Source organism: Peribacillus sp. V2I11, from assembly GCF_030817135.1.
GTDB classification, from domain to species: Bacteria; Bacillota; Bacilli; order Bacillales; family DSM-1321; genus Peribacillus; species Peribacillus simplex.
Genome location: NZ_JAUSYW010000001.1, coordinates 4151464 through 4176129, shown reverse-complemented (window position 1 = coordinate 4176129; position 24666 = coordinate 4151464). Strand labels below are relative to the sequence as shown.

26 protein-coding genes and 1 other annotated feature are annotated in these 24666 nt (G+C 41.8%); of the genes, 1 reads left to right on the top strand and 25 read right to left on the bottom strand.

All coding sequences use genetic code 11. From position 1 onward, the window contains the following. Positions 1-101: 101 nt before the first annotated feature. From cccA to rpsU, 24 genes are all read right to left on the bottom strand, one after another. Positions 102-470 carry a cytochrome c550 gene (gene cccA, locus QFZ73_RS20395; protein WP_251430801.1) on the bottom strand — a complete coding sequence of 123 codons (369 nt, stop codon included), beginning with the start codon at positions 468-470 and terminating at the stop codon, positions 102-104. Positions 471-706: 236 nt separating this feature from the next. Further along, positions 707-901 (bottom strand): hypothetical protein, encoded by a 195-nt coding sequence (locus QFZ73_RS20390; protein WP_307270011.1) that lies wholly within the window; start codon positions 899-901, stop codon positions 707-709. Positions 902-1430: 529 nt separating this feature from the next. Beyond that, positions 1431-2564, bottom strand: coding sequence for an RNA polymerase sigma factor RpoD (gene rpoD / locus QFZ73_RS20385; protein WP_034308477.1), 1134 nt, complete (start codon positions 2562-2564; stop codon positions 1431-1433). 35 nt (positions 2565-2599) lie between these two features. Next, entirely contained in the window at positions 2600-4405 is a 1806-nt protein-coding gene (gene dnaG / locus QFZ73_RS20380; protein ID WP_307272942.1) for a DNA primase, read from the bottom strand. Positions 4406-4456: 51 nt separating this feature from the next. Beyond that, a complete protein-coding gene (locus QFZ73_RS20375) occupies positions 4457-4912 on the bottom strand; it encodes a YaiI/YqxD family protein (protein WP_307272939.1) in 456 nt (151 codons plus the stop codon). Between the two features lie 512 nt (positions 4913-5424). Beyond that, the gene (locus QFZ73_RS20370) at positions 5425-6246 is read right to left on the bottom strand and encodes a pyruvate, water dikinase regulatory protein (protein ID WP_230160715.1); all 822 of its coding nucleotides are present in this window, start codon (positions 6244-6246) and stop codon (positions 5425-5427) included. Positions 6247-6262: 16 nt separating this feature from the next. Further along, positions 6263-6901 (bottom strand): transcriptional regulator CcpN, encoded by a 639-nt coding sequence (gene ccpN, locus QFZ73_RS20365; RefSeq protein ID WP_034308483.1) that lies wholly within the window; start codon positions 6899-6901, stop codon positions 6263-6265. Between the two features lie 162 nt (positions 6902-7063). Then, a complete protein-coding gene (gene glyS / locus QFZ73_RS20360) occupies positions 7064-9133 on the bottom strand; it encodes a glycine--tRNA ligase subunit beta (RefSeq protein ID WP_307270002.1) in 2070 nt (689 codons plus the stop codon). After that, entirely contained in the window at positions 9120-10016 is an 897-nt protein-coding gene (gene glyQ, locus QFZ73_RS20355; protein WP_034308488.1) for a glycine--tRNA ligase subunit alpha, read from the bottom strand. Before glyQ ends, glyS begins: the two co-directional genes overlap by 14 nt. Before the next feature lie 98 nt (positions 10017-10114). Next, positions 10115-10291, bottom strand: a binding site (T-box leader). 59 nt (positions 10292-10350) lie between these two features. Then, positions 10351-11103 carry a DNA repair protein RecO gene (recO, locus tag QFZ73_RS20350; RefSeq protein ID WP_307269999.1) on the bottom strand — a complete coding sequence of 251 codons (753 nt, stop codon included), beginning with the start codon at positions 11101-11103 and terminating at the stop codon, positions 10351-10353. 33 nt (positions 11104-11136) lie between these two features. Continuing rightward, positions 11137-11280: a YqzL family protein gene (locus QFZ73_RS20345; RefSeq protein WP_101222596.1), complete on the bottom strand. Its 144-nt coding sequence runs from the start codon at positions 11278-11280 to the stop codon at positions 11137-11139. Positions 11281-11380: 100 nt separating this feature from the next. Continuing rightward, the gene (era, locus tag QFZ73_RS20340) at positions 11381-12310 is read right to left on the bottom strand and encodes a GTPase Era (RefSeq protein ID WP_230302623.1); all 930 of its coding nucleotides are present in this window, start codon (positions 12308-12310) and stop codon (positions 11381-11383) included. Next, positions 12303-12701 carry a cytidine deaminase gene (locus tag QFZ73_RS20335; RefSeq protein WP_076365241.1) on the bottom strand — a complete coding sequence of 133 codons (399 nt, stop codon included), beginning with the start codon at positions 12699-12701 and terminating at the stop codon, positions 12303-12305. Before QFZ73_RS20335 ends, era begins: the two co-directional genes overlap by 8 nt. A gap of 39 nt (positions 12702-12740) precedes the next feature. Further along, entirely contained in the window at positions 12741-13118 is a 378-nt protein-coding gene (locus QFZ73_RS20330; protein WP_251430787.1) for a diacylglycerol kinase family protein, read from the bottom strand. Then, on the bottom strand, positions 13096-13572 hold the full coding sequence (gene ybeY, locus QFZ73_RS20325; protein ID WP_251430784.1) for an rRNA maturation RNase YbeY: 477 nt from the start codon (positions 13570-13572) through the stop codon (positions 13096-13098). The genes QFZ73_RS20330 and ybeY overlap by 23 nt, the downstream gene beginning before the upstream one ends. After that, on the bottom strand, positions 13569-15743 hold the full coding sequence (locus QFZ73_RS20320; protein WP_307269987.1) for an HD family phosphohydrolase: 2175 nt from the start codon (positions 15741-15743) through the stop codon (positions 13569-13571). The genes ybeY and QFZ73_RS20320 overlap by 4 nt, the downstream gene beginning before the upstream one ends. A 190-nt stretch (positions 15744-15933) precedes the next feature. Next, a complete protein-coding gene (locus QFZ73_RS20315) occupies positions 15934-16896 on the bottom strand; it encodes a PhoH family protein (RefSeq protein WP_207437151.1) in 963 nt (320 codons plus the stop codon). 3 nt (positions 16897-16899) lie between these two features. Further along, positions 16900-18087, bottom strand: a complete 1188-nt coding sequence (yqfD, locus tag QFZ73_RS20310; protein WP_307269981.1) for a sporulation protein YqfD — start codon at positions 18085-18087, stop codon at positions 16900-16902. A 15-nt stretch (positions 18088-18102) separates the two neighbouring features. Continuing rightward, positions 18103-18387 (bottom strand): sporulation protein YqfC, encoded by a 285-nt coding sequence (yqfC, locus tag QFZ73_RS20305; protein ID WP_034308511.1) that lies wholly within the window; start codon positions 18385-18387, stop codon positions 18103-18105. Between the two features lie 116 nt (positions 18388-18503). Further along, positions 18504-19007, bottom strand: a complete 504-nt coding sequence (locus QFZ73_RS20300) for a hypothetical protein (protein ID WP_307269978.1) — start codon at positions 19005-19007, stop codon at positions 18504-18506. Positions 19008-19029: 22 nt separating this feature from the next. Then, positions 19030-20022, bottom strand: coding sequence for a flotillin-like protein FloA (floA, locus tag QFZ73_RS20295; RefSeq protein ID WP_373459019.1), 993 nt, complete (start codon positions 20020-20022; stop codon positions 19030-19032). A 50-nt stretch (positions 20023-20072) separates the two neighbouring features. Beyond that, positions 20073-21392, bottom strand: coding sequence for an NfeD family protein (locus tag QFZ73_RS20290; protein ID WP_373459018.1), 1320 nt, complete (start codon positions 21390-21392; stop codon positions 20073-20075). 305 nt (positions 21393-21697) lie between these two features. Beyond that, positions 21698-22141: a GatB/YqeY domain-containing protein gene (locus QFZ73_RS20285; RefSeq protein ID WP_251430754.1), complete on the bottom strand. Its 444-nt coding sequence runs from the start codon at positions 22139-22141 to the stop codon at positions 21698-21700. 14 nt (positions 22142-22155) lie between these two features. Further along, positions 22156-22329, bottom strand: a complete 174-nt coding sequence (gene rpsU / locus QFZ73_RS20280; RefSeq protein ID WP_028391853.1) for a 30S ribosomal protein S21 — start codon at positions 22327-22329, stop codon at positions 22156-22158. A 236-nt stretch (positions 22330-22565) separates the two neighbouring features. Between rpsU and QFZ73_RS20275 the strand changes: the two genes are divergently transcribed. Beyond that, on the top strand, positions 22566-23498 hold the full coding sequence (locus QFZ73_RS20275; protein ID WP_251430749.1) for a Na/Pi symporter: 933 nt from the start codon (positions 22566-22568) through the stop codon (positions 23496-23498). A gap of 478 nt (positions 23499-23976) precedes the next feature. Here QFZ73_RS20275 and deoC read toward each other — a convergent pair whose 3' ends face one another. Continuing rightward, positions 23977-24648, bottom strand: a complete 672-nt coding sequence (gene deoC / locus QFZ73_RS20270) for a deoxyribose-phosphate aldolase (RefSeq protein WP_063233000.1) — start codon at positions 24646-24648, stop codon at positions 23977-23979. Between the last annotated feature and the right edge of the window lie 18 nt (positions 24649-24666).

The following is a 24666-nucleotide window of genomic DNA, read 5'->3' as shown; positions in this document are numbered from 1 at the left end:
TGGGCAAAAGAAACCTTCCATCCGGAATCTTCCTTTTCTGAATAAATGAAAACTGACTCAAAAAGTCGCCTTTCAACGATTTCTTGAGTCAGTTTCATGAATTATTTCAGTCCATGAATATATTCGGCCATGGCATCAATGTTCTGTTCTTCGACTAAACCTGGTGGCATTCCACCTCGTCCATTAGTGATGACGTCTTTAACCTCGTCAACCGACAGACGGTCGCCAACTCCTTTTAGAGCGGGTCCGACACCGCCTTGATAGGCGTCACCATGACATGAGATACAAGTTTGCTTATAGATGTCCTCAGGTGATGCCGAGGCACTTTCTGTTTCTTCTGTCTTTTCGCCGCCCTCTTTTTCCTTAGCAAGATCTTTGGCATCACCCAAACCTTTAAACGAAAGTAAAAACATAAGTCCAATACCAAAAACCATGATAATAATAAAAGGCATTACTGGATTGCGATTCATAGTATTTCCTCCCCTATGTAGAACCTTAACTTACCATATTTAATATTATATACAAACAGCTATATATTATTTTACTTGAAAAGAGTTTCAAGTAAAAGCCCAAAAATAGAAGATATTATATAATTTCTTAAAATTGTCAAAAACTTATGTATATTTCCAAACAATTTTACTTTTTCTTACATATGTTTCATAATACCCTAAAATCATTATTTAAAACCGCTGGAATGTCCTTGAAATTATATTAATAAAAAGTAAAGAGTGACCAGTGCTTCCTTGCCTCCCGCTATGGAAAAATGGTACAGATTCAGTTTATTGCCCATTAAAATCCAGGGTCCGCCATTAATGAACAAGAAAATATAAAGGATGCCCAATTTGCCGGGTGCCATGAATTCCGCCAAACTGACAGTTAATAAAAGCAATGATAGCGCCATTCCCATCAACACCATTTGAAAAATGATTTTCCTGCCGTTTAAGCGGCGGACCGCAAGCCCAAAAAACAAGCATTGAAATTGTCATAAGCATTTGCAATCTTATGGGTATTTCAGTAAAATAATTCAAAAATACAATAAATGCAAAAAGTGCCCCAATCAACATCCCGGAAAAGATGTCGTTTTTTTGCTCCCGGTTTTATTCGATTTTGATGGCGGCAGTTCGCCTTGACAGTATAATTCAGGTAATTACAATATTGCTCCGGAAGCATACGACTTTCCTTCCGGGAGTTTATTTCTTGAATGATGATTTTCTTTCTCATCTCATCCATGAATCTCACATCCCCATGATGATCATTTCTTTTTACGGCTTAGCTTTTTGTGTAAAATTGCTTCTTGAAATCAATTTCCATTATATAGAAAATTGGATAAGTATTGTTCTTACAAGGATATTTTTACATCGAAATTGAAAAAAAGAGCCGCTCCCGAACGCTGGGCATTCAAAGAGGGCTCTGTTAAAGGCATATATATTCTATTCCAGGAAATCTTTCAAGCGTTTGCTGCGGCTTGGGTGTCTCAGTTTACGTAGCGCCTTCGCTTCGATTTGACGGATACGCTCGCGGGTTACCCCAAACACTTTACCTACCTCTTCAAGTGTACGGGTGCGGCCATCATCAAGTCCAAAGCGGAGTCTCAAGACGTTCTCTTCTCGGTCAGTAAGAGTATCCAATACGTCTTCAAGCTGTTCTTTCAATAGTTCATATGCTGCATGTTCCGATGGGGAAGTCGCATCCTGATCTTCAATGAAATCACCTAAATGTGAATCGTCTTCTTCACCTATTGGCGTTTCCAATGAAACAGGCTCCTGAGCTATTTTCAAGATTTCACGAACTTTTTCAGGAGTTAAGTCCATATCCTCCGCAATTTCTTCCGGAGAAGGTTCACGTCCTAAATCCTGAAGAAGCTGTCTTTGGACACGGATCAATTTATTGATGGTTTCCACCATATGCACAGGTATCCGGATCGTTCTTGCTTGGTCGGCAATGGCACGGGTTATCGCTTGGCGAATCCACCATGTTGCATACGTACTGAATTTGAATCCCTTGCGGTAATCAAATTTTTCCACTGCTTTGATAAGTCCCATATTACCTTCCTGGATCAAATCAAGGAAAAGCATTCCACGTCCGACATAGCGCTTGGCGATACTGACAACAAGACGAAGGTTAGCCTCTGCCAAACGGCGTTTCGCTTCTTCATCCCCATCTTCAATTCTCGTCGCCAGAGAGATTTCCTCTTCTGCCGATAAAAGGTCGACCCGACCAATTTCCTTTAAATACATGCGTACCGGGTCATTAATTTTAACGCCAGGAGGAACACTTAAATCATTTAAGTCAAACTCTTCTTCTTTTGCAAGTTTCTTCTCATCTGGATCATCTTCATCCTCGTCTTCCTCACCATCAGTGAGTATTTCGACGCCGTTTTCTGCTAACACCTCATAGAACTCATCCATTTGATCGGAATCCAACTCAAAACCGCCAATCATTTCAGCGATTTTTTCTAAAGTCAAAGAGCCTCGTTTTTTACCTAGCTCTAGTAATTTTTCTTTCACCTGTTCAAGGCTAAATTCATTATCAACTTGTTTGGAACGTGCTGGTTTTTCAGCCATTAGTTCCCCTCCTTCCAGGACTTACACCTAAACGACTACAACATTTTACGCAATTTAATGATTTCCATGGCAATTTGTGCAGCAGTGACATAATCACTTCGTCTAACTGCATCTTTTTCTTCAACTTGTTTTTCTTTTATCTTTAACAACTTTTCATATTTCAACACTTGATTTATACAATCGGTCAGTTCTTTATCGGTAACTTCCTCATTCACTGACATCATTTCTATTTCCGAAACGATCCTTCTCAAGTTTGGATCCGGTAAATAAGTAAGGAAAAAGCTTGTATCCGGTTCGTGTCCATCTTCATAGAACGCATATAAATAGGTGATGATTGCCTGATGTTCATCTACATGAAAGACCGTTTGCCCAAGCAACTGCTGAATTTTGAAAGTCATATCCCTGCTTTTTAGCATATGGGCAATCAACTTCGTTTCAGCATTATGGTGAGCAGGCTTTAACTTGTGCTCATATTGCAGGGCCATTTTCTTTTGGGCTGCTGGCTGCGGCAGTGCCCCCTTCTTGCGTTCCGTAAAGAACACCTGACGCTGCTGCTGTTCCAGCGCATCCAATGAAAGGGAAAATTCAGAGGATAGCTGCCGGAGATAATGATCCCTCTCCACTGCATTGGGCAATCGCGAAATTTCTTTAAGGACTTCTTCGATATATTGAATTCGATCTCCTTCATTATTTACATTTTTCCCTCGACGCAAATAATGCATTTTGAATGCCATGTAGGTTAAACTGGCCCCTATTACTTCAGAAACAAAGCTTTTTTCACCGAATTCCTTTATGTAGTCATCGGGGTCCAAGTTATCAGGCATAAGAGCGACTTTCACGGAAAACTCATGGTCATGTAGCATATTAACTGCACGATTGGCAGCGTTCAATCCCGCAGAGTCCGAATCGTAGCAAATAAGTATCTGATCAGTATTTCTTTTTAAAAGCTGGATATGCTGGTCCGTCAAGGCAGTACCCATTGTAGCGACCGCATTCTCTACACCTGCGCCAACTGCTGAAATGCAATCGGCAAAGCCTTCAAAAATGACTACTTGTTCTTTCTTTCGTATGTGTGGTCTTGCATGATGGAAATTATATAAAGTTTTACTTTTATTAAAGATTGGCGTTTCAGGACTATTCAAATATTTGGGCTCATCGTCCCCCATCGCTCTTCCTGAAAACGCAATCGTATTTCCTTGATGATCCATAATTGGAAACATGACTCTATTTCTGAAACGGTCAAAATATGACTCGTCTTTTTCCCTGTAAATAATAAGCCCTGCCTGCTCCATGTATTCCGCTGGAAACCCGCGTTTTAAAAGAAACTTGGACACGAAGTCCCATGAATTCAAAGAGTAGCCAATTTGGAACTTTTCTATCGTCTCTTCAGTAAACCCGCGTTTAAGTAAATATTCGAGAGCATCCTGCCCCTCTTTCGTATTAACGAGGAGATGATGATAAAACTTCCTCAGCAGGTCATGGGCTTCAACCATTTGCTGCGAGCCTGCCGGCATGTTGGAACGCTTGGAATCCTTATTTATTTCAACATCCAAAGGAACATTTCCTTTTTCAGCTAAAACTTTTGCAGATTCCACAAAGCTGTAGCCTTCTATATCCATTAAGAAGGTAAAAATATTTCCGCCTGCCCCGCAACCAAAACAGTGAAAGATTTGTTTTTCCGTTGAAACGGAAAACGAGGGCGAGTTTTCACCATGAAAAGGACATAGCCCAAAGTAATTGCGTCCCTGCTTCTTCAGCTGGACATACTCCCCAATTAAATCAACAATGTCAACAGCTTCACGAATTTGATTAATTTTCTCATCTTCTATACGGCCATTTATCATTTTTCCACCTTGCAATATTGGTGATAGTTTCTAATTCGATACTGTTTCCTAATCCCCTGCAAAGTTCGACAATGTTTTCAAAAGTTTATTTGTAAAACATGCACGATCTTCCTTTGTGAATGCTTTCGGCCCTTTCGTATGCTTGCCCTGCCTGCGGAGTTTCGCCGACTGATAACGCATATCCAAGAGCATGAAAATATTCTCGTCAGTGTATTCTTTTCCCCTTGGCGAAAGGACATAAACGTTTTTAGGAAGCAGGGTTCCAGCCAAACCAATATCTGCAGTAACGACAATATCACCCTTTTTTACTGAGTTCACTATATAAAGATCTGCCGCTTCTTTGTCTGCATCGACATATACCCATTTACCTTCAGGGTTATTCATCATATTTTTATATGATGCAACAAAACAGACTTCAACATCGTGCAAACTTGCACAATGAAGGATTTCGTCTTTCACCGGGCATGCATCGGCATCGACGTGTATCATAGGTTTATTATTCATACCTTCTAATTCTACATCTTTCTGCATAATCCTTTTTCTCCCCTAAACTTTATGAAGTTATGGTGAATTTCAGCATTGATTCGGAGGGTTCCCTCCAAAAGAGCACACATTATTCTTCAAAGAATACCTGCTTATTTAAGTAAAAGCGCCTCTTTTGCCTTGAAAAAGACCAACCCCTCCTGAATTATACGGAACATGTCGAATTATTTTTATGATAAAAACCTTGACATCTCATTAACCTTTAGTTTATTCCTTATTAATTAAGTCTAAACCTTAAGATTACTTTTTTCTCACAATTTTTTATTATAGTCTATTTGATTAGAAGATGCCAACATTTAAATTCCGAATGTGATTTCATGTAAATCAATGGATTTACATTTGGAAACCAAGAGGAATTTCATGTAATTATTTTGAACTTATTCTTGTTATTCCCTTATTTAACCTTGGCATTAAAATGTGAGCTGACACATAAAGTGTCTAGCTCACATTTTGATTTGCCTTAATTATAAGGATCAACGGTTTTTGTTTTGAAGGATATTGATTATCAAATTGGCTGTTTCTTCAACAGCTTTATTGGTTACATCAATGATGGGACAGTTCAACCTTGATATGATTTTATCAAAGTATGTCAATTCTTCTTTTATGCGCTCCACATTTGCGTAAATGGCATGATCATTGAGCCCAAGTGACTTTAATCGCTCTTTACGAATATGGTTCAGCTTTTCCGGGCTGATCTTTAAACCAATGCATTTTTCAGGAGGTACCAGGAACAGCTCTTCTGGAGGTTCCACTTCAGGCACTAAAGGTACGTTCGCCACTTTATAGCGTTTGTGGGCTAAATACTGTGATAATGGCGTTTTGGAAGTGCGTGAAACACCCACAAGGACGATATCTGCACGTAAAATGCCACGAGGGTCACGTCCATCATCATATTTTACAGCAAATTCAATGGCTTCCACACGCTTGAAATAGTCATCATCCAACTTTCTTACAAGACCAGGTTCATTAAGCGGCCCTTTTGGCGCCCTTTCCTGAAGGATGTCCATGAGCGGCCCTAAAATGTCATAAGCAGACAGGTTTTCTTTCTCGACCTGTGCTTTCATATACGCTCTAATAGCTGGCTTCACAAGAGTATAAGCAATGATTGCCCCATCCAACTTAGCCAGTGATATCACTTCATCCACGTTTTGTTCATCTTCAATATACGGAATTCTCTTTATGGAAAATGCAGATCCCGAGAACTGGCTTGCAGCGGCTTTTGTAACCAATTCCGCTGTTTCCCCTACCGAATCCGATACAACATATATAATAGAACCGTTCATATTCTCCGTCATTCCTTTTGCAAGCCCCCTAATAGCCTTCATCAGCCAAAGCTACGAATGCTTTCGTAATATTGGTTTTTGTAATCCTTCCAATTACTTCATAGCCTTTTTCTGTGTCTTTGACGACCGGTAATGAGTCGATTTGTTTATCAATCAATTTTTTGGCAACATCAATCAAAAGGTCTTCTTTTGAACACATTGTAATATTGGGCATCCTAGTCATGATGATATTGACTGGAATGGAGTTAAGCTCTTGTTTCCCAATACTCGCACGCAACAAGTCTTTCCTTGATAAGACACCAACAAGCAATGCATGCTTATCGACTACGAACATTGTTCCGACATCTTCTAAAAACATCATGACGATTGCATCATATACGGAAATGCCCTCGTCAACAACGACAGGTATCGATTGGTAGTCTCGTACATAAAGATGGTTAAGGCTATCTGTCAAGAGCTGTGTCCCTGACCTGCCTGTATAGAAATACCCCACTCGGGGCCTGGCATCAAGAAAACCTGCCATCGTTAAAATCGCTAGATCTGGACGAAGTGTCGCCCTGGTAAGGTTCAATCTATCCGCAATATGTTCTCCAGTAATCGGTCCGTTTTCTTTTACAATTTGTAAAATCTGTTCCTGACGCTTATTCAATTGGATTATAATCACCACCCCACTGCTTTCGCAGAGTAAAGTAACAAAAGTTATTCATTTAATAATTATATACTAAATTATTTAATTAGGGCATTTTTGTCCTTTTTATTGACCATTTATCTTTTTAAGAAATCGGAAACCCTTATTTAAAGGGTTTCCGATTTCCATCCATCATTTCGATCATGAAAGGATGATTTTATTCATGGCAGCAAAACCTGCAACCAAATCACTGATTTCCTTCATTAAGGATAAACGGTTATTACGGATTGCTTCATCCTCTGCCATGACCATGGTATTCTCGAAATATGGCTCTATTTCCGATTGAAGCGAAACAAGCTGTTCAAATCGCTCATTCTCATCTTTAGATTCATTATAACGCATTGCCACGTTTTGATATTTTACGTATAGCGCATTTTCTTGATCATTTTCAAAGGCACTAGGGTCAACTGTCACCTTATTGTCACATTTTACGGCAATATTCATGACCCGACTTAAAGCTTCCAGACTTTCCTTGAAGCCTGCTTCGTCTTTTTTAGCATCCAAGACATGTGCACGTTCCACGATAGAGTGGATATAACCGATCTCATTGAACAGGACTGCATCGATCAAATCGTAACGGATTTGCTGTTCTTGAAGCATGTGTTTGACACGGGCTTTAAAGAATGCGAACATATCTGCTTTAACGTCTTCAAGATCACGTTTTAAGATGCCTTTTGATTCCAGTCCTTTAAGGCCTAAAACAATAAGCTCCTCTAAAGAAATATTCCAATTCTTCTCAGCTAGAATCTGGACGACACCGCTCGCCTGCCTTCTTAATGCGTAAGGATCCTGGGAACCTGTCGGGATGATGCCAATAGCGAAGAATGAAGACAAAGTATCAATTTTTTCAGCTAAACTCACAACCGCTCCAATGACTGAAGGTGGTACATTGTCATCCGCATGTCTTGGCATATAATGTTCATTGATAGCCGCGGCCACTTCTTTGGCTTCCCCTTTTAAGAGGGCATATTTTTCACCCATGTACCCTTGTAATTCAGGGAATTCATAAACCATATGACTCACCAAATCGAACTTGGCAATTGCCGCTGTACGAAGCGCCATTTCTTTTTCCGCCTTCAAATTCAAAGCATCCGCAAGGGCACCGGTCACTGCAGTTACCCGGGCAGTTTTCTCGGCTAATGTACCAATTTCTTCATGATAAACGATGCTGTCAAGCTTTTTCAAAGCATCCGAAATCTCTTTTTTCTGATCTTCTTTATAGAAGAATGCTGCATCCGATAAGCGGGCACGCAATACTTTTTCATTACCTTTAGAAACCTTATCCAAATGGCGGTCATCGCCATTACGTACGGTTACAAAGTAAGCAAGCAGTTTCCCGTCCTGATCTTTGACAGGGAAATAGCGTTGGTGTTCCTTCATTGATGTGATAAGTACCTCAGCAGGAAGCTCAAGGAACTCTTCTTCAAAATGTCCAAATAACACCGTTGGATACTCTACCAAATTATTGACTTCTTCTAGCAGGTCTTCATCGACCGGGATGATCCAGCCTTTCTCCTGCTCAAGCTCTTTAATCTGATCCAATATAACTTGTCGGCGTTTATCTGGATCCGCCATTACAAATTGTTCTTTTAGCGTATCTTCATACCGTTCCGGCTGCTCGATGATTGCGCTATCGCCCAAGAAACGGTGTCCTTTCGTTTCACGGCCCGTTTCCACATCAGCAATGCTAAATGGCACTATGTCATTGCCGAATAAGGCAATCAGCCATTTAATCGGACGGACGAAGCGGAGCTCCTGATTGGCCCAGCGCATATTTTTCGGGAACGTCATGCCGCTGATGATTTCCTGCAGCTCAGATAAAAGCTGAACGGTCTGCTGTCCTTTTATGAATTTATTCACATGGGCATATTCCACACCCTTGAGTTCTTTAAAATAAATGTCTTCTGAAGTCATGCCTTGACCCCTGACGAATCCCAATGCGGCTTTAGACCAGTTGCCTTCGCTGTCCAAAGCGATCTTCTTAGCCGGACCTTTTGCTTCTTCTTCGATATCCTTTTGGGATTCTTCCACGTCTTTCACCAATACGGCCAAACGTCTTGGTGTGGAAAAAGCTTCAACCGTTCCGAAATCAATCGCTTTTTCCGTTAGCCATTGCTGCACTTTATCTGACAACTGTTTCATTGATGCTGTCACAAAACGGGCAGGCAGCTCTTCCAATCCTATCTCCAATAACAAATCACGCTTGCTCATTTGTGTTCTCCCCTTTCACTTTCAGGATCGGGAAGCCTAATTTTTCCCGCTCTTCATAGAAGGTTTTGGCAACCTTACGCGCTAGGTTACGGCACCGGGCAATATAACCCGTTCTTTCCGTCACCGAGATGGCACCTTTGGCATCCAAAAGGTTAAATGTATGTGAACATTTCAAAACATAATCATATGCAGGATGTACAAGTCCTTCTTCCATTTGGCGATGCGCTTCCTTTTCATACATCGTGAAAAGCTGAAACAGCATATCAAGGTCGGAGGTTTCGAAAGTATATTTCGAATGTTCGTATTCCGGCTGTCCAAATATATCCCGAACTGTGAATCCATCTGTCCATTCTAGGTCAAATACGTTTTCCTTATCTTGAATGTAAGAGGCGAGACGTTCGATCCCGTATGTAATTTCCACGGAAACCGGCTTACACTCAAGGCCGCCCACTTGTTGGAAATATGTAAATTGCGTGATTTCCATTCCATCAAGCCACACTTCCCAACCGAGACCAGCACATCCTAGTGATGGATTTTCCCAGTTGTCCTCCACAAAGCGAATATCATGCTCAAGCGGATTTATCCCTAAAGCGCGTAATGAATCCAAATATAACTCCTGGATATTGTCAGGAGACGGCTTCATGATCACTTGGAACTGATGATGCTGATATAGTCGATTAGGGTTCTCACCATAACGACCGTCAGCAGGACGGCGGGAAGGCTCTACGTAAGCAACGCTCCAAGGCTCCGGTCCAATGGCTCTCAGGAACGTGTATGGGCTCATCGTTCCTGCCCCTTTCTCGACATCATAAGCATTCATTAATATGCAGCCTTGTTCAGACCAATGCTTTTGTAACGTTAAAATCATATTTTGAATATTCATCGTACACCTCCAGGTTATTTAAAAAGGCTCTTTTAAAAATTAAAGGTCGGAACCCATACATTTCGGCAAACAAAAAACTCCCGTCCCTATGCGAAATGCATAGGGACGAGAGTATACCCGCGGTTCCACCCTAATTGCCGTTTATAAAACGGCCTCTTTTCAAAGCAACATGCTCCGGAAACGCCCTTCCCTGTAAATCCATATCCCGGCTTTCACCGTCCCGGGTTCGCTTTTTATGGAGAATGACAGATACTCTTTTCCATCAACGCAATCTTCTTATTTTGATGATTAGAATTTTATACAAACTAGCATGGAATGTCAATAGGCCGGATCCCTAAAACATATCTTTCATCGTATCAATCTGTTTCAGGAATTTTTTTGATTTCAAATGCAGGCCAGAATATTCCTCATAATAAGCATCGATGATCTTCTGCAGTTCTTTTTTCGTTTCAGGCTTGACGGAAATCTTTCCGAGCCTTGATAAATCGAAATAATAAAAGATCCGCAGCAATTTGACGGCTGCAGGTGAAATTTTATAGTGATAAGGGTCTTTCCCCAGACAGCGGTGACAGATAAAGCCCGCTTCCCGAAGCGAGAAGGAGAATTCCCCTTCCGTTTCACCGCATACAGCACACTGATTAAGCACTGGGTTAATCCCATTGACGGGCAGCATCTTCATTTCAAAAATGAATTTCAAAACCTCTGCGTCATATTCTTCGTTTATGTAATGCAAGGTTTGCGAAAGCAATTCATACAAATATGGATTCGGTTTCTTATCCTCGACGCTTTTATCAAGCAATTCAACAATATAAGAAGCATAAGCAGTGGCAAAGAGATCCTCCCTTATGAAACGGAGTGAATCGACCATTTCGCCTTGCTGAAGGCTTCCGAGTCCGGTTGATGTGGTTACAAGAAAATACCCGGAGCAAAAAAGCTGTGTGACGGCAGAAAGCCTGCTGTTAGGTTTACTAGCTCCTCTAGCCATAACGCCAATTTTTCCTAGCTCACGGGTATATATAGTAATGATTTTGTTATTTTCTCCATATGCAGTTCGCCTTATGACAATGCCCTCACATTTTTGGAGCATACCAAGACACCACCCATGCTCGCCAAGACTTACCTATGAAACAGGAAAATCAATTTCTGCTAGCTCATCATTCAATACCAAGTGTCTTTCCTGTCTTTCGACTTCTATCTCCTTAAACAGCAAATAGGTGTCCACATTACCTGTTTCACTAAATAATTCCCAGGTAAAATCCAACATATAAAGCCCACCTTTCATTTTTAACTAGCAATTATGAATATCCGACCATATGATTAGCTTGACCGTTTTCCTAACTTTCATGACGCGTAAATTTTGTTAATTAATACTCGCTCTCATTGAAACCATAATCGCGAAGCTGGCTTGCTTTGTTACGCCAATCCTTCTGTACCTTCACCCACAGTTCCAAGAACACTTTCGAGCCCAATAGGTTTTCGATATCCACTCTGGCACGGCTACCGACTTCTTTAAGCATTTTCCCTTGCTTTCCGATGACAATGCCTTTTTGCGAATCACGTTCGACAACGATCGTCGCCATGACATTAATGGTGTCGCTGTTGTCCATTTTTTTAATTGAATCGATGACAACGGCCACCGAATGCGGAATTTCTTCACGTGTCAGGTGCAGTACCTTCTCGCGGACCAATTCGGAAATGATAAAACGTTCCGGATGGTCGGTCACTTGGTCAGCTGGATAAAACTGGGGACCTTCAGGCAGGTGTTCCTTGATTTGTTCGAGCAGTGTATCAACGTTATTCCCTTCAAGAGCAGAAATCGGAACGACTGCCGCAAAAGGGTAAAGCTTTTGGTATTTTTCAATGATCGGAAGTAAATCATCCGGATGCATCGCATCGATTTTGTTTACAACCAGGAAAACAGGCGTTTTTACGGATTGAAGCTTTTCGATGATAAACTCGTCACCGCGTCCGTATCCTTCAGTCGCATTGATCATGAAGAGTATCAAATCGACTTCTTTCAATGTATTCGTTGCCACTTTCATCATGAAGTCACCAAGCTTATGCTTTGGTTTATGAATGCCTGGTGTATCGATGAAAATCATTTGTGAATCGTTTTGCGTAAGTACTCCCTGGACCTTATTTCTTGTAGTTTGCGGTTTATCGCTCATAATGGCAATCTTTTGTCCGATGACCCGATTCAGAAATGTACTCTTTCCGACATTAGGTCGTCCAATAATTGAAATGAAACCTGATTTGTAACCTTTTACTTGTGTATCATCAAATAGTTTATCCATTTAAATCCTCCGGTGAAAAAGCTCCTGGAAGCAATTCCTGTACTGTTAGTTCTTTTATATCCCCATGTAAGTTGGTCAAAACGACCGGCATATCCTTTTCGCACAGTTCTGAAATAACCTGCCTGCATGCCCCGCATGGAGAAACGGGACCATCGGTATCTGCCACGACTGCAAGTTTAGTGAATTTTTTATCGTTATGGGCATAAGCGCTGAATAAAGCTGTCCTTTCGGCGCAATTACACATGCTGTATGCAGCATTTTCTATATTACAACCATGATAGACCTTTCCATCAGCAGTTAAAAGGGCTGCCCCCACCTTAAATTTGGAGTAAGGCACATAAGCTTTATCCCTTGCTTTTTTAGCTTCCTCAATCAATTCTTTTGTATTCAATTCACATCTTCCTTTCAAATTGAGTACCATTTCGGCAACCTACAGGCCAAACTTAGGCAAAAAGATAATCAATCCAACTATTATAGAAAATATAGCATATATGAATACAGCTCCGGCTGCAATATCTTTTGCCTGCTTGGCAAGCGGATGGATTTGATCCGTTACCAGGTCCACTACCCTTTCAATCGCTGAATTAACGAGCTCCAACGTGATCGTACCGGCTATGGCTGCCAAAATGAAAAGCCACTCCATCCCATTCAATGAGAAGTACCAACCAAAGAATACGACGATTGCCGTTAACGCGAAATGAATCTTGATATTGCGTTCAGTCCGAACAGCCTCCAAAATTCCCTGACAGGCAAAAGAGAAACTTTTTAATAAAGGATACTTTTTTTTATCCTTCTCTTGAAAGTCCATATTCTTCCAAGATCTCCTTTTGTTTTGTGAACATCACTTTTTCATCTTCTTCATTCATGTGATCGAATCCCAATAAATGAAGAAAACCATGCAGCGCTAAAAATCCAAGTTCCCGGTCAAATGAATGACCATATTCTTCAGCCTGTTCTTTCGTACGTTCAATGGAAATGATGATATCCCCTAACATGCGGGGCATTTCCGCTCCGAAAATTTCCACTTCATTTTCTCCCATTTCTTCAAGTGCAAAAGAAATGACATCTGTAGCTGAATCTTTATGACGATATTCTTTATTGATTTCCCGAATTCTATCATTGTCTACAAACGTAACGGACAGCTCGGTGTCTTTTTCGATGTTTTCTTTTCTTGCCGCAAATTGCAGAATGCTTTCAACAAGCTGCTGAGCTTCCTCCGTTACTTCATTCGTTTCATCCATTAAATCGATAGCTAAAATCATTCTTTCACCTTCTGTCCTAATTTATCCGGCTCCGGATATTCAATCCTGGAGTGGAAGATACCATTCAGCGATTCACATAAGGAATGCTTCACGATACTCAATTCTCTCATAGTAATGTCACATTCATCAAATTGACTATCTTGAATCCTGTCCTGAATGATGAAACTTACCAGCTCTTCAATCTTCTCGGGAGTTGGGTGCTTCATCGATCTCACTGCAGCTTCCACACTATCGGCTATGCCGATGACGGCTACTTCCTTCATTATCGCCCTCGGCCCTGGATATCTGTAGGCCGTTTCGAGTGTGGCCTCATCCTGTTTTTTTGCCTTATGGTAGAAAAACTTCAATAAAGCGGTCCCATGATGCTGCTCTGCAATATCCACAATCTCTTTCGGGAATTTGTGACTGCGCAGCATCTCCCCGCCATCTACGGCATGGGCAATGATGATATCCCTGCTCGTTTCCGGCTGCAGCCGATCATGCGGGTTCTCTTCACTCATCTGATTTTCGATGAAGAAGTGCGGCCGCTTCGTTTTACCGATATCATGATAATAACTGCCGACCCTTGCCAGCAATCCATTCGACCCGATGGCTTCACAAGCCGATTCCGCCAAATTGGCGACCATTACACTGTGATGATATGTCCCCGGAGCCTCAATCAAGATCCTCCGCAGTAACGGATGATTGGGATTCGCGAGTTCGATAAGCTTAATCGATGATAAGATCCCGAAACCAGCCTCGAAAAACGGTAACAGGCCCATTGTCAAAACGGCTGAACCCACTCCAGAACCCATGGCAGCAGCAGCATAATACAAGTACTCCATTCTAGTATAATGGCTGTCCATAATAAAGATGAGCGAAAAAACGAATGCCATATTGATTAAAGACAATAGCAGCCCTGCTACCAGCACCTTTGATTTGAAATTGGGCCTAGATAGAATGATGATCGCCGTCAATCCCCCGAAAATGATATAAAGCCCCATCGAGAAATCCAGATTTCCAGGTGTATCACCATTAAATATAATCGTACCATACGAACCTAACAATATGATCATTGCTACCGCTAACTTATCATTCAATAATATCTTGATGAGCATCGCCGCCATGGCACCCGGGAAAATGTATTCCAAGTTCGAGTTTTTCAGGTCTGCCAGAATGCTGACCGTTTTCATGGTAGCCATTGAAAGGATAAAGACAAGACTGAAGATCAATAACTGATTGTACTTGTTATCCTTTGTAGAAATGGAATAGTAGAAAAAGTAATAAAAAGCGGCAAAAGTCAGGAATATGAATAACAGCAGGCCGATATACGGGTAAATGGTGGACTCTGTATTTAAGAAGCCTGCCAGTTCAAGCTGCCTATATACATCCCTGTCCACTAATTGATTTTCTTCAACGATGATCTGACCTTGAAGGATCCTGATTGGCTCCACGCTTTCAACCGCTTTCCTTCGCTGTTCCTCGGTTTTGTCCTTATCGAAAAATACATTCTGAATGATTGCCGTACGCGCAAGGGAAGTGGAGGCTTTTTTCATATCGCCACTAATGCTCATATAATCCAATTCCTCTACAACCTTTTTCTTGGCATTTTCGACGTCACTTGCAGCGATTCGGGAGCTCATCACATTATTCACGGCTGTAATGGTTGAATCCTTCGCTATTTTCAACTCATCTTCATCCGCCTGCACTAAAGCAAGGAAAACGGATTCCTCAATATCTTTATTGACTTCATCGGTCAATTTTTCTTTTAATATGGAAACTTTTTGAGCATCCGTCTTAACGATCTCTTTTTTATCCTCTTTCCCCTCATCTTCTTTATGATCTTCCTCGGGGTCCGTTTCTTTATTCACCTCTATCGCTGAATCGAAAATGGATGAAATCAGATCGACTTTATTTTTGGCATATTCTTTTTTTAAAGAATAAACATCCGCCACCTGTTTAGAAATCTCTTCTTTTTCCTGTTCCGTCTTATAGGTATCTTCCACAGTCTTGGTTGAACGGATCGTTTGTTCCGCAGGCTTAAAAAGCTCTACCTGGACCCTTTCCGGCTTAACATTTGAGAACATTAACCCATAAGCAAACAAACCAAGTATGATAAACAATAGCACTTGAAAAAAGCGATGGACCAACAGCCCTTTTATTTGAGTGAAAAATTTCTGGATACGATTCAAGGAAGGTCCTCCTAAAAAAAATGATGTTTATTATTCTAGATATGTAAAATCATAACAGTTTTCAAGTAAATTTTCACCTTCGTATTGATAAATGTAAAGCTACTTTCATTCCATATCCACCTTTTAACCAAAAAGTTTGTCATTTAGACACATCACGAAAAATCCGCCGATTGAAATGGCGGATTTTTTCTTATGACTTCGCCTGCTCGTAAGCAGTAATGATTTTGGCGACAAGCGGATGTCTGACTACATCACTTTGTTCAAAATACACAAAGGAAAGGCCTTTAACATTCTTCAAGATCTCTTCTACCCGGACCAGACCTGACTTCATACCTTTTGGAAGGTCAATCTGGGTCCTGTCTCCCGTAATGACCATTTTCGATCCGAAACCAAGCCGGGTCAAGAACATCTTCATTTGGGCTTCCGTCGTATTCTGGGCTTCATCCAATATGACAAAGGCATCTTCAAGCGTACGGCCCCTCATATAAGCCAGAGGAGCTATTTCGATCGTTCCGCGCTCTATCATCCTTAGCGTCTGTTCCATCCCCAGGAGGTCATGGAGAGCGTCATACAGCGGCCTTAGATAAGGATCTACCTTTTCCTTCAGATCACCCGGCAGAAAACCAAGGCTTTCCCCTGCTTCCACGGCAGGCCGTGTCAGGATGATCCGTTTAACATGTCCATTTTTTAATGCATTGATGGCCATCACTACGGCAAGATAGGTCTTTCCGGTTCCGGCAGGCCCTATTCCAAATACAAGGTCCTGTTTCTTTATTGCCTGGATATAGTACCTCTGCCCGATTGTTTTGACTTTAATGGATTTCCCCTTAGCCGTTTTAGCGATTTCTTCATCATATAATTCACCGAAATACTCCAATGTGCCTTTTCTTGCCAATTCAATTGCATAAAGCACATCTCTGGAACTGATTGCAATTCCTTTTCTGATAACTGTCAATAATGCCTTAAGGATTTCCTCCCCCATCGTCACCCGCTCGATATCCCCGGCAACACTCACCGCTTCACCTCGGGTTATGACGGAGATGCCAAGCTCCTCTTCAAGCACTTTCACATTTGAATCCCCATTGCCCAATAACGCGATCGCTTCATTGGGTGATTTTATTTCGAGCTTAATTACTTTCACATCATCTGCCATTCGTTAGTCTCCTTGAATGATTGGTTGTCCAATCGCTATATCTTCAATAACTTGGTAATGTATAGATAATTTAACTTTACCATTCTCCATGGTTTCGTGCAAAATTTTTTCCTCGACGATTTCATCTTCCTCGTCCAAATGCTTTTTCAATTCTGCTTTAGCCATTTTCCTGCCTTCCTCCACCGCTTCTTCCTCCGTATAACTTCGTACAATATCTTCTTTGCTCCTTAATGTCACTTGTTTATAAGAAATGGGCAGTTCCCATTGAAGAAAGTGAAAAGGCCTCACTGTCGTTTCTTTTTCCTGTTTTTCATATCCCGGATCCTTGAACCCCCAGACAGGAAGGGAATATCCCCCCATTTTCAAAAAGTGCCTGCTCGTTTCATCTCCGTTAAAAACGGAAAACTTGGTTTTTAACGGAACTTCCACTTTCGCTTTATACCACGTTTTCCCTTTTATTACTCCCTGTGCGGATACAATTTCCTGCTTATCCTCTTTTCCAATCAATCCTGAAACAAGAAGCTGTCCTTTTCCTACATAATCATTCACATTAACAATAGATTGTCCTTTTTTAATGAACATATCAGTGATGATCGCTTTTTTTGACGCTACCAAATTCTGTGGAGATGTTTTCTCGACTTCTTTAGGCTGCCGTTTTTCTACAACCCGAAAATGGTATGTCGTTCCCTTTAGCTCTACCCCTACCCATGTCAATGCACCAATCCGGTCCGACAGCTTACGCTGAATCGTATCCACATCATCAACAAAGAATTGCACTTTACCGATCTTCACGCCCATCTTATCCAATTCTTTCCGGATGGCATGCTCGGTTGCCGGTTTGGCATCTTGAACCTCGATGCCCCATACCATATTGGAAAGTACAAATATGCAAAGCAGGAAAGCGATCATCCCCGCTAAAAATCCGCTGTTTTTCATGACTCTCTTCATTAGGAAAGGGAAACCCTTTCCTTGCATGAACTTTACTTTACAATCGCTCTTACGCATGACCTGACGGAGTTTGGGGATATCCCTGACATCCATATGAAAAATCAGGGATTCGCTTCCGACACGCTTCACATCCCAGATATGAAGCCCCCTTCTCGTCAGCATATTAATCAGCCGTTCTGAACCTTTGCCATAAGCCTTCACCTTTACATAGCCTGTATAATAGTTTGTCCATTGGTTTTTCATGGAGACCTCCCGGGATCATTCATTGATAAAATAAACCTTGTCAATTTTGCCTTCGAGCATGATTTCTTCCGGCAAAATCGTCTTTATGACAAAGGCATTTCCCTTTATCAGCAACTGCCCATTTTTTAGCATCAATCGCACTTCGCTGTCTGTAAAAGCCAATAGGCCACGATGGTTTTCAATATAAATATGTAATTGTCCGATCATTGTAATTCGCGGCAGGTCCATCATGACATCTTGCGGAAGGTCCATCGTTTTGGTCATAAGCTGTTTCACTTTTTTTCCCCAATTACGAGCCATAAAAAAGAACCCCCTTTCATCTCAATGTATGAAATGAAAGAGGGTTCTAGCACAAAATTATAAGGGAATGAAAGTCTATTTTTTCAGATGGACTGAAAAAATCCAGGGATCCCGAATTACCTCCTGGACCTTTGAAGACTTCGCTTCGCCCTTGGCGGTCCCAGCACTTCTGACATGATGATGCCATCAATCAGCTGTTTTTTGCCAAAAGACGGTCCTTTGCGATAGACCGGACTGTGATTATCAGATAACGCTGATGTAATTTGATCTACCTTCGCTTTTTGATATGAACGCTCTTGATCGTACTTCTGCTGAAGCCGTCTAAGCTCCGCAATCCTTTGATTCGCTTCGTTCTTCGTCTCATCGATCACTTCAACAGCCTGTGCTGCCTGCTGTTCGACTTTCCTTACGGGAGCAGGTGCAGGCCTTTGCTCTTGATTACCTTGTACCATTTCACCTTGAAGCTCCCGCATGACCTCCTGCCACTTCTTTTTCGGAGGCGTGTTTGGATCATCACTTTGCTGAGGCTGCTTTTTCTTTCCTAACATGGACGTTAAAATACCGATCAAGACAATGATAAGGAATGGGTTCTTGAGAAAGAAATCAATAAAATCTCCCATTTAAAGACCTCCCTTCCCTGACCTAATTATTATTATTATGGTTATTGTTGTTATCTTTTGGATTTTCGGATATTTTACTGATTGAACCGCGCATATCCGTATCGGCCGTGATATTTTGGATATTCATATAATCCATCACTCCAAGGTTTCCGCTTTTCAGTGCATCGGCCATGGCCAACGGAACTTCCGCTTCGGATTGAACAACCTTCGCTCTCATTTCCTGAACACGGGCAACCATTTCCTGTTCAAGCGCAACAGCCATCGCACGGCGTTCCTCGGCCTTTGCCTGGGCTATTTTCTTATCGGCTTCGGCTTGGTCCGTCTGTAATATGGCCCCGATATTTTTACCGATATCCACTTCAGCGATATCAATGGAAAGAATTTCGAAAGCCGTTCCTGAATCCAACCCTTTCGATAATACCGTTCTTGAAATCAAATCGGGATGTTCCAGTACATCCGTGTGCATTTTCGAAGCACCGATCGTCGATACGATCCCTTCCCCTACACGGGCAATGATTGTCTCTTCACCGGCACCACCGACCAGGCGTTCAATGTTGGCACGGACCGTGATCCTTGCCTTCGCTTTCACTTCAATACCATTCATCGCTACACCTGAGATGAACGGAGTTTCGATCACTTTCGGATTAACGCTCATTTGAACGGCTTGCAAAACATCACGACCGGCAAGGTCAATAGCTGCACCCCGTTCGAAAGGTAACGTGATATTGGCGCGTTCTGCAGCAATTAATGCATTCACCACTCGATCGACATTACCGCCAGCAAGGTAATGGCTCTCCAATTGATTCGTTGAAACATTGATCCCAGCCTTATGGGCCTTGATAAGGGGATTGACGACCCTGCTTGGTATAACGCGGCGAAGCCTCATCCCAACTAATGTAAATATACTGATTTTGACTCCTGCCGCTAAAGCGGAAATCCATAACATTACTGGTACGAATGTGAAAAACACTGCCAACACGATGATGGCAGCAATCACTGCCAGTATAATAAATATCGTTCCTGAAGTTATCACTTAATGATTCATCCTTCCTGTATCTCTTAATTTTAATTTGAATCCGGAATTTCCCGGACGACGACCCTTGATCCTTCAACTTTAACGATAATGATTGACGAACCTTTGGAAATAAAGCTTCCTTCGGTCACGACATCCACTCTTTCTTCTTTGACCAAGGCTGTTCCTGAAGGCCTCAAATCTGTAAGGGCCTTCCCTTCTACACCTAATAAATCCAAACGATTAGGATTGCTGACATACCCTTGTTCCGTTTTTGTTGCATCGGTTAATATCATTTTCCTGAAAAATTTCATCTGTTTTCCAAACACCTTTACAAGTAGGATGAATACCAAAATGGATACGGTGACCGCAATTAGCAAGGATATCGTCATATGGACCGGATCTCCCGTTGCGAGGAACAGACTCCCCACAATCGCTGTAAACCCGAGCAGCCCGATAATCCCCCCTGGGATAAAAAATTCAACTAGTACGAGAATGACCCCAATGATGAACATCGCTAACGATTCGTATCCGGTGATACCGGCGACAAGATGACCATAGAAGAATAAGAAAAGACTGGTGATTCCAATGACCCCCGGGATACCAAAACCAGGTGAAAATAATTCCATCACAATTCCGATTCCCGCTATCGTTAATAAAATGGGAACGACGATCGGGTTGGTCAAAAAGCGGGCAAGTTTCTCCGGAAAGCTTTCTTCGATTGACCGAATATCAGCATCCTCAACTCCAAGTATACTATACAGCTCCGCTTTCCCAGAGACGGTGCCTTCACTATATCCAGCCTTTTTTGCCTGTTCAGCTGTAAATGTCAGCAACTTCCCTTTTTCCGCTCCATATTCGGGTAGATCGATGTCAACATCCGCCATCGCCTGGGCGTATATGGGATCGCGTCCATTTTGTTCTGCAGCAGTCTTCATGGCAGCTAACCAATAAGATTGCGCTTTCTTACCTGCAGCGTTCCCTGTTGAATCAATCACAGCCGCAGATCCCATGGTGGCACTCGGAACCATATAGATCTCATCTGCACTTAGTGAAATGTATGCCCCTGCAGATAAAGCCCTGTTATTGACGTAGGCAACTGTCTTGATTGGTGAATCCGACAGTAACTTTGCAATTTCCCCTGCTGCATCCACAGCACCTCCAGGGGTATTCACCTCGAAAACGACAAGATCTGCATCAGCTGCTTCAGCAGTGGTCAGCGCGCGTTCCAAAAAGGCCGAGAGTCCCTTTTCCACCGTTTCTTCAATAGGTACATGGTAAACGATCTTCTCGTTTGCAGATACCGTCGATCCCCCAAAAGAAGACATGGTGAACAGCAATCCAAATAAGAGTACAGATAAATAACGCCAAATTTTCAACGGAACGCCCCCTTTCCCGTATTAAACGCGGTAAGTTCCTCCAGTATTCAGGAGGAAAACCTACCAGTAAATTCAGCACGCAACTAAAATTCGAATAAGGAGCAAATGAAGCAACCCTTTACCCTGTTCTTTAGTTATTACGTATGTATATGAAAAAGGTTTCAAAAAAAGCTAATAAAATTAAAAGTGCCCCTATTATCTTGGGCTTCGTTTGAATAATATACGCATAAAAATCATGAAATACACAAAAACCACAGGCAATTTGCCTGCGGTTTGGTTTCGAGTTTTAAGTTTAGAGTTTAAGATAGATGTTGTTGTACTAATTTGTTTACTAGAGAACCATCCGCTTTACCTTTAACTTTAGGCATTAAAGCTCCCATAACTCGGCCCATATCTGCTTTGGATGTTGCATTGACTTCTTCAATCGTTTGTTTAACGATTTCAGAAATGTCTTCTTCTGAAAGTTGCTCAGGCATATATGCCTCTACGTATACTAGTTCGGTGCGGACTTTATCCACGAGATCTGAACGACCTGCGTTTTCAAACTCCTGGAGGGAGTCTTTGCGTTGTTTTAATTCGCGAGAGAGCACTGTCAATTCTTCATCATCTGTTAAATCTTGTCTCTGCTTCAGGGCTTCGTTTTGAATAGAAGCTTTCAGCATCCGAATAACAGATAGTTTGTCCTTTTCCTTGTTCTTCATCGCTTGTTTCATATCATTATTTAAACGCTCGAGAAGACTCATCTTTCCACCCTCTCTTAGAATTTACGTTTTCTTGCAGCTTCAGACTTTTTCTTACGTTTTACGCTTGGTTTTTCATAAAATTCACGCTTCCTAGCTTCCTGAAGCGATCCTGCTTTAGATACAGTACGTTTGAAACGACGAAGAGCATCTTCAAGCGATTCGTTTTTACGAACGACGGTTTTAGACATCTCTTTCCCTCCCTCCGAAAACAACACACTAACTCAAGTTGTCAACATGTTATACATGTACTAAACAATTATAATATATCATCTTTAGCAGGTCAACCAATAAAATCAAACTTATTTTTAATATCATCATGTTATTATCATAATTTTTCACAAAACGATCATTCAACTTGCATGAAAATCCAATTTATAGCATGTCTCCCTTTAATGGGCCATAAGCTTACTAAGGGGTGACAGTCATGCATGAGCTATTTTTATTCCTTTTATTCATTGCGATATTTTTGGCAGGTATGTCAGTTTTACGAATTGGACTGTTCAATATGTCCGGTGCAGCATTAAAAACTTTTCTTTCAAAGGTTACGGATAAGCCCTGGAAAGGCTTCATGGCCGGAACCATCTTTACGGGGATCCTGCAGAGCAGCTCGGCGGTCATGGTCATGACGGTCGGCCTCGTTTCCGCAGGAAGCTTAACGTTCCCGCAAACAATCGGGATTATTCTTGGAACGAATATCGGCTCCACCTTTACAGCAGAGTTCATGACCTTCTCTTTGGATCGTTGGATCATTCCCGGTGTCGTAAGCGGCGCTTTCCTATGCTTCATGCCAAAAGCATTACCGAGAAGCTTAGGGATGTCCCTGATCGGAATCTCGGCCATCTTCGCGGCGATGAGTGGTTTTAAAACGCTTTCGACACCGATTGCAGCCTATCCATCCATTCAAACGCTCATCCATTACATAGAGGGCCATATGAGTTATGCCCTATTAGCAGGGATATTATTGACAGCACTCATTCACTCCAGTTCGGCAACCATCGGGATAGCCATGAGCTTTTTGATGAATGGGGAGTTATCCGTCTCCTCTGCAATCATCATCATGCTCGGATCGAATATAGGCACTTGCATCACCGGATACATGGCCAGCATCGGTTCTGGTAGACAAGCCGCCTTCACAGCTTATGCACATATTTGGCTAAACGTCATCGGGGTTGCCGCATTCTTGCCTTTTGTGGGCATCCTGGAAAGCACCGCTGCCTTTTTTACCGAAAACAAGGGGACACAGCTCGCCCACGCCAGTGTCATTTTCAATATCTTGACTTCTTTGGCCGTCTTGCCATTCGCACGGCAATTCTCCAACCTCATTCTTTTGGTGCATCGGCCACACTTAAAAAAATAATGGGCTGTCCAAAAATCGTTAGAGACTTTATTTCGGGGCAGCTTCGGGGAAAGATTAGACATAATATGTAGCTGCAACAGATAAATGATTAATGGGAGATTTTTTAGTTAATCTTTTATAATCAGTTTATTGATTTAATAAGTTCAACCACTCATCATAAGTCGTGTTAATGATAAAAGAAAATTAACGATTTCCTCCCCCTGTTTAAGATTTAATATAAGTACGTACACTCCCTGTTGATACCCCCTAATATCTATTAAATCCACAGTAAACTTTTTTTGAATTTTCAGGTTCCAAAAAATGATACGGGTCTTCTTTTTTTCATGGAAGAAATGGACGCAATGCACAAAGGCATGGGATATCTCCTTGAATTACAATCCGATTTAATTATGGAAGTAATAAAAAACAGGCTAGAAAAATATTTCATTTTTCTACGCCTGTTTTATTTCAGGGACTCATTATACGGTCCCTTACAAAATCAATAATCGGAATCAGCCGTTAAGCCCTTTACGATGGAGACACCTGCACTCGCTCCAATTCTTGTTGCACCAGCTTCAATCACTTTCTGGGCATCGCTCGTGTTGCGGACTCCGCCTGAAGCTTTGACACCGATATCCGGGCCAACCGTTTTTCTCATAAGCGTGATATCTTCAACAGTCGCTCCGCCGGTCGAAAAACCAGTTGATGTTTTCACATAATCCGTTCCGGCTTTTACGGCCAATTCACATGCACGGACTTTTTCTTCATCAGTCAATAAAGAAGTTTCAATGATCACTTTTGAAAGAGCCTTACCAGTGGATGCCGCTACCACAGCACGAATATCCCGCTCTACCAACTCATCATCCTTGTCCTTCAATGCCCCGATATTGATCACCATATCGACTTCGTGAGCGCCATTGGAGATGGCGTCTTTCGTTTCAAAAGCTTTGGTTTCCGGTGTGGTTGCACCTAGAGGGAAGCCGATAACCGTACAAACTTTCACTTCTGAACCTTCCAAAAGTTCGCTTGCATATTTCACCCAAGTTGGGTTTACGCATACGGAAGCAAAGTTATACTCTCTCGCTTCTTCGCATAATACCTTTATTTGCTCTTTGGTTGCATCTGCTTTTAATAACGTGTGGTCAATTAAGCCTGCTACATTTTGTGACATTAATAAATCCTCCTCAAA